The 13,659-nt window shown below is 49.0% G+C and carries 13 protein-coding genes; 10 read left to right on the top strand and 3 right to left on the bottom strand.

The features are described from left to right. Positions 1–38: 38 nt before the first annotated feature. Together CLR69_RS05425 and CLR69_RS05430 are read right to left on the bottom strand one after the other, a co-directional pair. Positions 39–890, bottom strand: coding sequence for an aldo/keto reductase (locus CLR69_RS05425; protein WP_129711285.1), 852 nt, complete (start codon positions 888–890; stop codon positions 39–41). A gap of 115 nt (positions 891–1,005) precedes the next feature. Next, positions 1,006–1,755, bottom strand: a complete 750-nt coding sequence (locus CLR69_RS05430; RefSeq protein ID WP_129707764.1) for a MipA/OmpV family protein — start codon at positions 1,753–1,755, stop codon at positions 1,006–1,008. Positions 1,756–2,208: 453 nt separating this feature from the next. Here CLR69_RS05430 and yeaG point away from each other — a divergent pair, with 453 nt between their 5' ends. From yeaG to CLR69_RS05445, 3 genes are all read left to right on the top strand, one after another. After that, positions 2,209–4,143 carry a protein kinase YeaG gene (gene yeaG, locus CLR69_RS05435; protein WP_129707761.1) on the top strand — a complete coding sequence of 645 codons (1,935 nt, stop codon included), beginning with the start codon at positions 2,209–2,211 and terminating at the stop codon, positions 4,141–4,143. Positions 4,144–4,179: 36 nt separating this feature from the next. Further along, complete coding sequence (locus tag CLR69_RS05440; RefSeq protein ID WP_129707757.1) at positions 4,180–5,454, top strand: YeaH/YhbH family protein; 1,275 nt, start codon at positions 4,180–4,182, stop codon at positions 5,452–5,454. Between the two features lie 140 nt (positions 5,455–5,594). Further along, on the top strand, positions 5,595–6,794 hold the full coding sequence (locus CLR69_RS05445; RefSeq protein WP_129711286.1) for a multidrug effflux MFS transporter: 1,200 nt from the start codon (positions 5,595–5,597) through the stop codon (positions 6,792–6,794). A 24-nt stretch (positions 6,795–6,818) separates the two neighbouring features. On the opposite strand, the gene CLR69_RS05450 is transcribed toward CLR69_RS05445, so the two are convergent. Next, on the bottom strand, positions 6,819–8,072 hold the full coding sequence (locus tag CLR69_RS05450; RefSeq protein ID WP_129711287.1) for a D-amino acid dehydrogenase: 1,254 nt from the start codon (positions 8,070–8,072) through the stop codon (positions 6,819–6,821). A 484-nt stretch (positions 8,073–8,556) separates the two neighbouring features. Here CLR69_RS05450 and CLR69_RS05455 point away from each other — a divergent pair, with 484 nt between their 5' ends. The 7 genes from CLR69_RS05455 (at position 8,557) to CLR69_RS05485 (ending at position 13,445) form a co-directional block, all read left to right on the top strand. Next, positions 8,557–9,537 carry a 6-phosphofructokinase gene (locus CLR69_RS05455; RefSeq protein ID WP_129707750.1) on the top strand — a complete coding sequence of 327 codons (981 nt, stop codon included), beginning with the start codon at positions 8,557–8,559 and terminating at the stop codon, positions 9,535–9,537. Between the two features lie 10 nt (positions 9,538–9,547). Further along, entirely contained in the window at positions 9,548–9,841 is a 294-nt protein-coding gene (locus tag CLR69_RS05460; protein ID WP_011093910.1) for a PTS sugar transporter subunit IIB, read from the top strand. A 13-nt stretch (positions 9,842–9,854) separates the two neighbouring features. Beyond that, positions 9,855–11,192: a PTS sugar transporter subunit IIC gene (locus tag CLR69_RS05465; RefSeq protein WP_129707748.1), complete on the top strand. Its 1,338-nt coding sequence runs from the start codon at positions 9,855–9,857 to the stop codon at positions 11,190–11,192. 64 nt (positions 11,193–11,256) lie between these two features. Then, positions 11,257–11,535, top strand: a complete 279-nt coding sequence (locus CLR69_RS05470) for a hypothetical protein (RefSeq protein WP_129707746.1) — start codon at positions 11,257–11,259, stop codon at positions 11,533–11,535. Positions 11,536–11,541: 6 nt separating this feature from the next. Continuing rightward, positions 11,542–11,979, top strand: coding sequence for a PTS sugar transporter subunit IIA (locus CLR69_RS05475; RefSeq protein WP_129707744.1), 438 nt, complete (start codon positions 11,542–11,544; stop codon positions 11,977–11,979). Further along, the gene (locus tag CLR69_RS05480; RefSeq protein WP_129707742.1) at positions 11,976–12,509 is read left to right on the top strand and encodes an AAA family ATPase; all 534 of its coding nucleotides are present in this window, start codon (positions 11,976–11,978) and stop codon (positions 12,507–12,509) included. The genes CLR69_RS05475 and CLR69_RS05480 overlap by 4 nt, the downstream gene beginning before the upstream one ends. A 36-nt stretch (positions 12,510–12,545) precedes the next feature. Beyond that, positions 12,546–13,445 (top strand): tagatose-bisphosphate aldolase, encoded by a 900-nt coding sequence (locus CLR69_RS05485; RefSeq protein ID WP_129711288.1) that lies wholly within the window; start codon positions 12,546–12,548, stop codon positions 13,443–13,445. The last annotated feature ends 214 nt before the right edge of the window (positions 13,446–13,659 follow it).

Raw genomic sequence — 13,659 nt, forward strand, 5'->3', positions numbered from 1 at the left:
TTCGCCATACACCCTCTTCTGCAAATCCGTGCACTTCACTACACCACATCCAGATGCTGTTTGCGCGTCGGTGGCGGGAATACCTGATCTAACTGCGCGATATCCACCGCAGACAACCGCACGTCCAACGCTTTCGCATTTTCCTGAACATGCTTTACAGAACTTGCTTTCGGAATCGCGATCACACCCGGCTGACGAATTGCCCATGCCAATAAAAGCTGGGCTGCCGTAATATTGCGCTCGCGTGCAATGCGATTCACCACTGGATGTGAGAATAATCCATCACGCAAGCGCCCTGCCTGTGCCAGTGGGCAATACGCCATCACGGGAAGTTGCTGTTGCTGGCACCACGGCAACAAATCAAATTCAATGCCTCGAGATGCCACATGGTAGAGCACCTGATTGGTCATGCAGCGCTGCCCGCCGCTCAACGACCACAGATCCTGCATATCCTCAAGATCGAGATTGGATACGCCCCACTGACCAATTTTACCAGCCTTCTGCAACCGTTCCATCGCCGCAATGGTATCAACTAACGGGATACCACCGCGCCAGTGCAGCAAATACAAATCAATACGCTCGGTTTTTAGTCGCCTCAAGCTGCGTTCACACGCCTGTATCGCTTTTTCACCTCCCGCATTATGCGGGTAGACTTTTGATACCAGATAAACGCTATCACGGCGACCACGTATCGCTTCCCCGACGACGTCCTCCGCCCTGCCTTCTGCATACATTTCAGCGGTATCAATCAACGTTAACCCAAGGTCGATACCCGCTTGCAGAGCAGTCACTTCCTGGACTTTCATTCGGGCATCTTCGCCCATGTACCACGTTCCCTGACCGATTGCCGGCACGCGGGTATCATCTGGAAAACAAATCATTCTTGTCATGAATTCTCCCTTGTTTGCCGTCAACGTAACATGGCGTTTGGTGCACCATAAATATGCAAATGGGGTGATATCACCCCATTATTGTACGGCAGATGCACCATGCTTACGAAAAGCATCAGAAGCGATAGCTGACGCCTGCGCTCATTAAGATGCTGTGGTTACTATCAACGATAGGGCTATCTTTCATTTCGTCAGACAAACGCGTGTAACGACCAACGGCCCAGGCGCTCCAGCTGTCATTAATCTGATAGCCCGCGCTCAGTTCAAGGTATGGAGCCCAACCATCACCTGGGCTGTACTGATTAAAGCCAGAACGCGAAGATTCTTGCGCGCTCACGCCATAGTAATACTGGTTCATGTTTTCACTGAACCAGGTTGCACCGATACCTGGAGTGATACTCAGATCGCCCATGGAGAAACGGTAAAGATAAGCGGTGTCCCACGCAAAGCCGTTGCTATAATCCAGCGTATCGCCTGCCAGCACGGTACGAATTTCCCCCCAGTCGGCAGTATGACGATAAGCCGCACCGGCCATTAGCGTGCCGCGGCGTTTATCCAACTGTTTCATACGCAAATCGTCGCTATCTCCCGGTTTAAAACCTAAAGGCAGATAGTAAGCCGTTAAAGAGAAACGATTTGTGCCGTCATTCCACAGGTAGTATCCACCACCCAACCCGCGGAAATAAAAACTTTCACTTTCATAATTCAGTACAGGAAGCGGATAAACGTCATTATCAACACCACGGTACACGGACGTTGAGCCTGCAGCACCAAGGCCTAGGGAGACATCCGCGGCATAGGCTGAAGGCAGGACCACAGCACCAGAAATCAGCGCGGCCAGCACACATAGTTGAGGTTTTTTCACAGTTTTCTATTTCCTATTACAGATAAATATCATGAAACATGATAGCCAATTACACACGTTCGCGTTCAGGTTATATAAAAATAACATTAACGAATAACCTATATATTCGATAGATTTTACGTGCGCGAACGTCGGTAATAGGCAGTGTTCTTAAGGCTGAGAGCCTATTAACGACAATGTTACACGGATTTTCCTGAAAGTGAGTCCTTGAAATATCTTAAAAATACGTCCGTGGACTAGAGGAAATTTTACGGATGCAAACTACGCTTTAATACAGAAGGTGACGTCTTCCTGACCAGCTGGTATGAATAAAATCACGAGCCCTGACGCTACAAGTTGGCATAAGGGTTGCTGGACTCAAAAGACTTCTTCTTTCGGAGGGCAATACATTAATAGGCATATATTTCACACGCTCTCTTAATCTGTGCTAATCGACGAAGGACGGGCATCGCTATGAACATATTTGATCACTACCGCCAGCGCTACGACGCTGCCAAGGATGAAGAGTTCACTCTGCAGGAATTCCTTGCCATCTGTCAGCAGGATCGCAATGCTTATGCGAACGCAGCTGAACGATTGTTAACGGCTATCGGTGAGCCTGTAATGGTGGATACCGCCCAAGAATCACGAATGTCACGCCTATTCTCGAACCGGGTGATTGCCCGCTACCCTGCTTTTGAAGAGTTTTACGGTATGGAAGAGGCTATCGAACAGATCGTCTCTTATCTGAAACATGCCGCGCAGGGATTGGAAGAGAAGAAACAGATTCTGTATCTGTTGGGGCCTGTCGGCGGCGGGAAATCTTCTTTGGCCGAACGCCTGAAAGCGCTGATGCAGCGCGTACCCATTTACATCCTCAGCGCCAACGGTGAGCGCAGCCCGGTAAATGACCATCCGCTCTGCCTGTTCAACCCGCAGGAAGATGCCGCAATACTCGAAAAAGAGTATGCGATTCCGCGGCGCTACCTCGGCACCATCATGTCGCCGTGGGCGGCCAAGCGCCTTCAGGAATTCGGCGGCGATATTTCTAAATTTAGAGTCGTCAAAGTGTGGCCATCAATTCTGGCGCAAATCGGGATCGCGAAAACCGAGCCCGGCGATGAGAACAATCAGGATATTTCAGCGCTAGTCGGTAAAGTCGATATCCGTAAGCTGGAACATTTTGCCCAGAACGATCCCGATGCCTACGGCTACTCCGGTGCATTATGCCGCGCGAACCAGGGCATCATGGAGTTCGTCGAGATGTTCAAAGCCCCCATCAAGGTGCTCCATCCGCTGCTGACCGCCACACAGGAAGGCAACTATAACGGGACAGAAGGCATTGCAGCCCTGCCGTTCAACGGGATTATTCTGGCGCACTCCAACGAATCCGAGTGGGTGCAGTTCCGCAACAACAAGAACAATGAAGCATTCCTTGACCGCGTGTATATCGTGAAGGTGCCGTACTGCCTGCGTGTGTCCGAAGAGGTCAAAATCTACGACAAACTGCTGGATCACAGCGAATTGACGCATGCACCTTGCGCCCCTGGTACGCTGGAAACACTGGCACGCTTCTCCATTCTTTCGCGCCTGAAAGATCCCGAAAATTCCAGCATCTACTCCAAAATGCGGGTTTACGACGGTGAAAGCCTGAAAGATACCGATCCGAAGGCGAAATCTTATCAGGAGTATCGCGACTACGCGGGCGTGGATGAAGGGATGAACGGCCTGTCGACCCGCTTCGCGTTCAAGATTCTGTCACGCGTCTTTAACTTTGATCACAGCGAAGTCGCCGCCAACCCGGTACATCTGTTCTACGTGCTGGAACAGCAGATCGAACGCGAGCAGTTCCCACAGGAACTTGCCGAAAAATATCTGGAACACCTGAAAGGTTATCTGACGCCGAAGTATGCTGAATTTATCGGTAAAGAGATCCAGACCGCCTATCTCGAATCCTATTCCGAATACGGGCAGAATATTTTTGACCGTTATGTTACCTATGCGGATTTCTGGATTCAGGATCAGGAGTACCGTGACCCAGATACGGGCCAGCTATTTGACCGTGAATCATTGAACGCTGAGCTAGAAAAAATCGAGAAGCCTGCGGGTATCAGTAACCCTAAAGACTTCCGTAACGAAATCGTCAACTTTGTCCTGCGCGCCCGCGCCAGCAATAGTGGCCGGAACCCCAACTGGACCAGTTACGAGAAACTGCGCACGGTTATCGAGAAGAAGATGTTCTCCAACACGGAAGAGCTGCTGCCTGTGATTTCGTTTAACACCAAAACCTCAACGGATGAACAGAAAAAACATGATGACTTCGTCGATCGTATGATGGAGAAAGGCTACACCCGGAAACAGGTTCGTTTGCTGTGCGAATGGTATCTGCGGGTGAGGAAGTCATCATAATGATGCACGATGCTGGCAACAGCGTTTGGGGGAAACATGGCCTATTTTATTGACCGACGACTGAACGGCAAAAACAAAAGCACGGTGAATCGCCAACGCTTTTTGCGCCGCTATAAGTCGCAAATAAAACAGTCGATTTCCGAGGCCATTAATAAGCGTTCGGTGACCGACATCGAAAGCGGGGAGTCGGTATCGATCCCCAATGCAGACATTAACGAACCGATGTTCCATCAGGGTCGTGGGGGACGCCGCCACCGCGTCCACCCCGGCAACGATCACTTCGTACAGAACGACAAAATCGAGCGGCCACAAGGAGGTGGCGGCGGTGGTTCCGGTCAGGGGGACGCCAGCAAAGACGGCGAAGGCGAGGATGAGTTTGTCTTTCAGATCTCCAAAGACGAATATCTGGACCTGCTGTTTGAAGATCTGGCGCTGCCGAATCTGAAGAAGACCCAGCATCGGCAGATGACCGAGTACAAAACGCACCGTGCTGGTTACACCGCTAACGGTGTTCCTGCCAATATCAGCGTGGTGCGTTCGCTGCAAAACTCGCTGGCGCGCCGTATGGCGATGACAGCGGGGAAACGTCGCACGCTGCATGAGTTGGAAGAGTCGCTGGAAGAGTTGGCGCATACCGAACCGGCGCAATTGCTGGAAGAGGAACGGCTACGTCAGGAGATCGCCGAACTGCGCCAGAAAATCGCACGTGTGCCTTTTATTGATACGTTTGACCTGCGCTACAAGAACTACGAGCGCCGGGCGGAACCGTCAAGCCAGGCCGTGATGTTCTGTTTGATGGACGTGTCCGGCTCAATGGATCAGGCGACGAAAGACATGGCGAAACGCTTTTATATTCTGCTGTATCTGTTCCTCAGCAGAAATTACAAAAACGTCGACGTTGTCTATATTCGCCACCACACGCAGGCTAAAGAGGTCGATGAGCAGGAGTTTTTCTATTCTCAGGAAACCGGCGGCACCATTGTCTCCAGTGCGTTAAAGCTGATGGAGGAAGTTGTACGCGAGCGTTACGATCCGTCACAGTGGAATATCTACGCGGCGCAAGCATCGGATGGCGATAACTGGGCCGATGATTCACCACTGTGTCACCAAATTCTGGCAAATCAGCTCCTGCCGATGGTGCGTTACTACAGCTACATTGAAATCACCCGGCGTTCACACCAGACGCTCTGGCGCGAATATGAAACGCTGCGCGATACGTTCGACAATTTCGCCATGCAGCATATCCGCGATCAGGATGATATCTACCCTGTCTTCCGTGAGCTCTTCCGTAAACAAACCGTAGGGCATTAAGCACATCTCAATCGGCCAGTTCACTGGCCGATTTCCTTTTCAAGGATCTTAGCGTGACACCGTCACAAAGATAACGCTTCCTTTCCTCCAGTGAGCGCATTACCCTATCGACCCCATAAAACATAGATTTCTGTTTTGTTATGCAACGATTTGTTCTGATTTTATTGACTCTGGTTCTACTCGGCCCTCTGGGTATTGACATCTATTTGCCGCTTATCCCCGCCATCGCCGTGGCGCTGAACAGCCCGGAATCGCTGATTCAGTCCACTGTCGCCCTCTTTATTCTCGTCATGGGATTAGGTCAGCTTCTGGCTGGACCGCTAGTTGATAAGTATGGTCGGCGTCCAATGGCGCTAGCAGGCGTAGTTATCTACATCATCGGTGCGATCATGGCGGCACTGGCGACCAGCGCTGCACTATTCATTCTCTCACGCCTTTTTCAAGGCATGGCCGTCTGTTGTACCGCTGTTGCCATTTTCAGCAGCGTGCGTGACAAACTAAACGGCGATGATGCCGCCAGAACCTATGGCTTTCTTAACGGCACGCTGAACATTGTGCCCGCACTGGCACCGCTATTAGGCGGGCTTTTGGCCGAAGCTTTCGGCTGGCGAGCCCCCTTCTGGTTCCTCGCGGGTTACAGCATTTTGGTGCTGACACTCGTCATTCGCTTCCTGCCCGAAACGCGTCCAGATTCAACGTTGCCCGTACGCGGCTTGCCGCTGCGCCAATATGCTCGTCTGCTATCCGATCGCCACTTTTTGGGATTCGCGGCAGTCAATGCGGGCGCAATGGGGATGGCGTTAACCTACGTCACCTTTTCCCCAGTGGTGTTAATGAATCAGGCACAACTCACGCCGCTTGAGTTTTCGATTGCCTTCGGCGCAAACGGTTTTTGGATCATGCTGGTCAGCTTCTTCGCGAATCGTATTATCCGCAAAGTCGGTCGGCCGCGTTGTCTGGCTATCGGTAGCCTGCTGATGGGCGCAGGTTTTCTTTCGCTGCTTGGCGCTGTCGCTCTCTTACCCGAAACAATGCAAGATATCTGGCCAACCTATATGTTGCCCGTTGCACTGGCCTGTGCAGGTCTGGCATTTTTGATCGGGCCGTCCACCAGCTATGCGCTGGAACCTTATTCCAATGAAGCGGGTATTGCATCGGCGATGGTAGGATTTGTGCAGATGGCAGGTGGTGCAGCGCTAGGACTGATGGCGATGGCAATTCCTCTGCCGTCAAAAATATCACTGGCGCTGGTTATGCTCTGCGCCACGCTGCTGGCGATACGCGCCCGCCTGCTCACGCGGCAACACAAAGGCAGCGTTACATCGCTGCCCCGCGCTTAATTTAAAATACACTATCCAGATACGCTAACGAGTATAGCGAGACACGGATAAATCATCGGCCTCAATCTCCGGTGATTTATCCGACAGAATATCTGCCAGCAATTTCCCCGACCCGCAGGCCATCGTCCAGCCTAATGTGCCGTGTCCGGTATTCAGGTATAGGTTTTTCAGCGGTGAACGCCCTACCAGCGGCGTACCGTCCGGCGTCATCGGGCGCAATCCCGTCCAGAATGTCGCTTGCTCAATCGGCCCACAATGGGGATACAGATCGCGTACCACCATCTCCAACGTTTCCCGGCGCTTGGGGTTCAAGTCAGTGTTAAAGCCGACGACCTCAGCCATTCCACCAACGCGAATACGATTGTCAAAACGTGTAATTGCCACTTTATACGTTTCATCCAACACAGTAGAAGCCGGTGCGGAGGCGTCATCGGACAGTGGAATCGTCAGGGAATAGCCTTTCAGCGGATAAACAGGAATATCGAACCACTGGCGCAGTAGCCCTGTTGAATAGGAACCGCAGGCCATCACATAGGCATCTGCCACGATCATGTCGTCGTCACACTGCACGCCCGTGACATTCAGCCCTTCCACCCGCAGTTGGCGGACGTTACGCCCCAGTTTAAAGGTGACGCCAGCTTCGGCGGCCATCGTAGCCAGTTGGCGAGTGAACAACTGGCAATCACCCGTTTCATCGTGCGGTAAACGCAGCCCGCCAGTCAGCTTCTCGACTACATTCGCCAACGCGGGTTCAACGGAGGCAAGCTCATGACGAGTTAGCAATTGATACGGTACGCCAGCTTCTTCCAGCACGGCGATATCTCGTGTCGCATTTTCATATTGCTGTTCGGTGCGGAACAGTTGCAACGTTCCGCCTTGTCGACCTTCATACTGGATACCCGTATCTCGACGCAGCTGTTGCAGGCAGTCACGGCTGTATTCAGCCAGACGCACCATCCGTGCTTTATTGGTTTTATAGTGGCGCGCATCGCAGTTGAGTAACATTTGCCACATCCAGCACAGCTGTGCCGCCGTGAAGTCTGGCCGAATGGCCAGTGGCGCATGGCGCTGAAACATCCATTTTATCGCTTTCAACGGTATTCCCGGTGCGGCCCAAGGCGCGGCATAGCCGGGGGAAATCTGCCCGGCATTCCCTGCGCTGGTTTCTAACGCAGGCTCCGGTTGCCTGTCGATAACGGTGACATCATGCCCTGCTTGCGCAAGATACCAGGCGGTACTTACGCCAACTACACCACTTCCCAGAATGACAACCCGCATGCTCCCGCTCTCCCTTTCTCTCCGTTAAAGACCGTCTAATCTGCTGGAAAAATACTTATTTGATGGAATAAAACACTAGTTAAAAGCTAAAACTGAAGACTACTCTAGCATTTGGGCGGAAATTGTCACTCGTATCAACGATAACATTTATCTATTGTTCTCTTTTCGTCTCGTCGATTCATCATTGAGATCGTAACGAAATAACTGTGAAACCATTCACAAAATACGTATTCGTTTTTTAGCAGAAAAGGTCAGTGAAAATAAAAAATAGGGAAATGTTAAATATCAAAATAATTAATAAGTTAGTTAAGAACCCTATTTTAAAGTTGTGATAACTATCACAGCGTTAAAATCAATAACATCACTGTCAAGGCACTCCTGCTCATAGTTAAATACAAATTTGCGACATTCATCAAAAAAACGCCTTATCAGTTTAATAACATTGTGTTCACACGATGGTTATTCATATTTTTAGAGGACGACGATGAAAATTGGATTAGTCATTAGCGGCGGCGACGTTAGCGGAATAAATAACTTCATCTTTCAGGTGAATAGAATGACTGACTCTGACATTGTCATTTACGATGGTGGAATTAATGGCCTTATCGATAACTGCTGTAAGGTTCTCACCCGTCGCGATCTGGTGGATTATTCACTTTCATCCATGCCTTTGATTGCATCCGGGAGAAAAACTGGAAAGTGTAGAAAAACAGACTACGAGCAAATCGTTAAAAATCTCCAAAAACAAAAACTCGATGCGCTCATTATGGCGGGAGGCGATGGTTCATTCCAATTTCTAAAAAAACTAAGTCACTACGGTATTCATTGCTATGGCGTAGGAATGACGATTGATAATGATATTTCAGGGAATAGCTATACGATTGGTTTTTCTACCGCCTGTGAGCAGGTAATGAGTGAGGTGGAAAAATTGCGTAACACGGGTCGTGGACTGCAAGGTCGGGTATTTATGGTTGAATTACTCGGTGGTTATTGCGGTGAATTAACATTACAGGCCGCATTAAAAAGCAATGCAGATATCGCGCTCATTCCTGAATCCCCGTGGGATATTAATATATTATCACAACGTATTTTTGAGAAAATCGCGAAACAAAATAGCGTGATCATTTTATGCTCTGAAGGCTACACCCATGAATATACTCCAGGCTTTCAGGGCGCTATCGATACTATTATCAAAAAACTCGAACATAAGATTGGAATCCGTATCCGAAAAACTATTTTAGGATACGGATTACGAAATGGCGCGCCCACCGGGGAAGAAATTATTCAGGGCACCATGTTAGCTGAAGAAGTGGTTCGGTGTATTAACACTGGCCTGACTAATAAAATTATCATTATCAATAATAACAACAAAGCTATTCCTATCGACCTGGAGGATTCTGAACGACGTTTGGTTGATGTCGAAAGTCATTTTTATAAGCTCGCGAAAACTCATCATCTTATATGAGGCCATTATCATGTTGAAAGTACTTTGCGTTTGCGGCTGTGGATTAGGTTCCAGTTTCGCTATCGAAATGAGCGCCAAATCCGTACTAAAAAAATTGGGCATCGATGCAGAAATCAATCACACCACGATTTCAGAAGCCTCTGCATTTAATTATGACGTCATCCTAACCCAGAAAATATTTGCTGACATCCTGAATAGTGATGCCAGTGAAGATGAGAAAAAAAGGGTCATCATTCTTAATAAACTTACCGACAAAGATGAAATAGAAGAAAAAATTTTAGCCTATATCCAGGCTCATAAATAGCATGAGGTGAAAAATGAACACCGTTATCAATTTCATTGTGAAAGATTTATTAGGCCAGGCATCCATATTAATCGCGCTGATCGCCATGATCGGATTGATTTTGCAGAAGAAATCGGTAGGAAAAATTGCAGAGGGGACGTTCAAGACACTGCTTGGTTTCCTCATCATGATGGCGGGGATTAACATCATCGTCGATACCCTGACGTATTTGAACAGTATCTTTACCCAAGGTTTTGGCATGAAAGGCTACATCACCGATGTCGCCGCTATTGCCGGACTGGCGAATCGTGAACTCGGATCTGAAGTCGCGTTGACGCTCATGGTGATCTTTGCCGTCAACATCCTGATTGCGCGAATTACCCCCTTTAAATATATCTTCCTGACCGGGCAGGCTCTGCTGTGGATGGCAACAATCGGTACCGTGATCGGTTATAAATCGGGCTTGACCGGTGCGACGTTGATCCTAACCGGGGGTATCTTTGGCGGCATTATGGCCGTGCTGATGCCTGCGCTAGCGCAGCCGATTGTCCGCAAAATCACAAATTCCGATGATGTTGCGCTGGGGCATTTTTGTACCATCGGGTATCTCGTGCAGGCCGCCGTCGCACGGCTAGTCGGTAAAAACTCTAAATCCACAGAAGATTTAACGCTGCCCGATAACTTCAAATTCTTGCAGGATACCTACCTCTCGATGGCCGTCGTTATGGTGCCGATGTACCTCATCCCCGCCGTGGCTGCGGGACCGGCATATATCGCGCAATATGCCAACGGCGTTAACTATCTAATGTATTCCTTCATGCAATCTATGCAGTTTGTGGCGGGCGTTTTCGTTCTCTACAGCGGGGTGCGTCTGCTGCTTAATGAGTTGGTTCCCGCATTTAGAGGTATCGCCATGCGTCTGGTGCCTAACGCTAAACCTGCGTTGGATTGCCCGGTGCTCTTCCCTTATGCGCCCAACGCCGTGATTGTGGGTTTCCTCGCCACCACAGTCGGCTCCATTCTGGGAATGCTGATTTTCCCAATGTTTGGATTGGCGATGATTTTGCCAGGTTTACTGACCAACTTCTTTGCAGGCGGAACAGCGGGTATTTTCGGTAATGCAATGGGAGGACGGCGTGGCGCTGTCATCGGCGGTGTGGTCCATGGTCTTTTCATTACCTTATTGCCCGCCATTCTGGTGCCATTACTGGAAGTCTTCGGATTTACCGGTGTCACCTTCAGTGATTCTGATGTCATCGGTACAGGCCTGATATTAGGACATGCCTTCCAGCAAGACTGGTTATTTGTCGCCGCATTTGTCGCGTTCGTTGCATTCATTGCTTTTATTGCGAATCGTAAACTATCGCAATAGCGCATAAACCTATCGTATGGCCTGTCGTCATTAATGTCATGGGGTAAATTGCTAAGGAGCCACTATGTTTTCTCTAATCAAACGTTTTTTATTTCCGGGTCCCTCTTCCGGCCGCAGTGATAATACGGATGACAATCGCGTTAGGGAAATTGAGGAAGAATTAGCGGAACTTGAATCTCGTTTAGCACAAGATCCAACCCACAGTGAAACGCAAAAAACGTTAATGATTAAATACAATCAGGCCATTCAATTATTTTCTTCCCATCCTGATTATCGGGATCGTGTTGATACAATTTTCATTCAGATCGATGAACTCAGAAACACCATTCGGAAAAATATATGAGGTTTTATGAGCATAAAAAATTTCCTTTTACAGCACAATTGCATTCAGCTCGGCGTGATATGCAAGACATGGGAAGAGGCTATTTATTGTGCCGCGCAACCATTAATCAGCGCGGGGTGTATTACGGAGGACTATCCGATTGCGGTGATAGGAAGCACGAAGGAGTACGGCCCTTATTATGTCTTTGATGAAGGTATCGCTATTCCACATGCACGCCCTGAGTGCGGCGTTATTGAGAATTGTTTCAGTTTACTGACGTTACACACGCCGCTCTCTATTCAGGGAAGTGAACCCGTGGATATTATCATTATGTTCGGTGGTGTTAACAGTGATGCACATATTACAGAAGGCATCGCCTCAATCGTCAATCTATTAGAACAGGACGACATACTCTCTCGTATTCGATGTGCCACCACGTCAGATGATATTGTCGGGGTATTATGAAAAAAATTATTTTGGTAAATGGTATTCCCGCATCAGGGAAAAGCACGGTAGCGCGTATTATCGCTGACGAGTTGAATCTCACACAGTTAAGTTTGGATGAAATAAAAGAACCGTTCATGGTGCAGTTCTGCGACATCATCGATAGAGCGTTAAATAGAAAACTGGGGTACGCCGCGTATCAGGCTATGTTTAACATCGTTAGACAGGCACCTAATAATAGCATTCTTATTCTTGATGCCTGGTTTGGCTTTCGCGAAAAAACAGTATTACAGGAATATCTGACATCATGTGATATCAAGAAACCGATTGAAATATGGAATGCCATCTCCTCTGAGCGAGTGGCAGAACGCTATCAAGCCAGAATGAATGAAAGAATAAAGGGTCATCCCGGTGATGAGTATCTACCGGAATTAATTTCACTCGCACATCAGGCACAGCCAATGCGTATTGGAGAGTGTTACACGGTTGATCAGGATAAGGAAATTAATCATCAGGAATTAATTCAATGGATCAAAACACACCTGGATTAATCGCTTATTTACATTAATTTTTATGAGGTAATTATCATGAACACCATGACAACAGCTGAGCACCGGGGATATCAATTAATTTGTAACGCGACGGGCGCCATGATGGTTATTGCCTGCGATCAACGTGGTGGTATGCGAACGTTATTAGCACCGACATCTGATGCGCAGGCTGCGATTACCAATGAAACATTAGGAAAAACAAAATATGACATCACTCGCTATCTGGCGGCTGAGGCGGGCTGTGTATTGGTCGATCCGATCTGCGCCATACCGGGTCTGATAGACGAAAATATCTTGCCTCGCGATACCGGCCTGCTTATCGGCCTTGATGCTTCAGGCTGGGAAACGAGCCCGGAAGGCTACCGGATCTCCACAATGGTTGAAGGTGTAACAGCACGTAAAGTACGCGAATGGGGTGCTACTGGTGGGAAAATCATGATCTACCTTCGCCCGGATATCCCAGAGGCCAATACGCGTAACCTTGCAACACTGCGTACCGTGATTCAGGACTTTGCGCAGGAGGATTTACTGCTCGTCGTCGAATTTCTGACCTATTCTCTGGAAAATGAATCTCGCGAAGCCTATACCCGCCTCTTGCCCGAACTCATTCCAGCGGGCTGTCAGGCCTGTATCGATCAAGGCGCAAAAGTCTTGAAGATACCTTATCCAGGATCGGATGAAGCCTGTGCGCGTGTGACCACACTCTGCGGTGAAATACCCTGGGCCGTTTTGTCTGCGGGCGTCGATCACACCACCTTTCTCCCTCAGGTAGAGAGCGCGTTGAAAAATGGTGCCTCTGGCGTGATTGCAGGACGCTCTCTGTGGAAGGATTGTATCTCGCTCGATCGCAACGTTTCGAAAGAGAAGCTATCCACGGTTGCCGTCTCTCGTCTCAACGATATTCAGGCGCTGTTAAAACGGTATCAACGCCCCTAGTTCAGAGGGTATGTTGCGCTCTCTCAGGGGAGCGCACTTCCCTATTGATAGACACTTCTTTTTTATCCCATCAGCACGTCTTATCCATCGAATACGGTCAATTCGTCAATTGCCGCGTGTCCAAAGCTCAGCTATAACTAAATGAACCACGATGATTTTTTGACAGGAGCCAGCGGGAAGGCAGTAAACGGGATCTCACGTACAGGCTTGTTAT

Source organism: Pectobacterium zantedeschiae, assembly GCF_004137795.1.
Lineage (GTDB): Bacteria > Pseudomonadota > Gammaproteobacteria > Enterobacterales > Enterobacteriaceae > Pectobacterium > Pectobacterium zantedeschiae.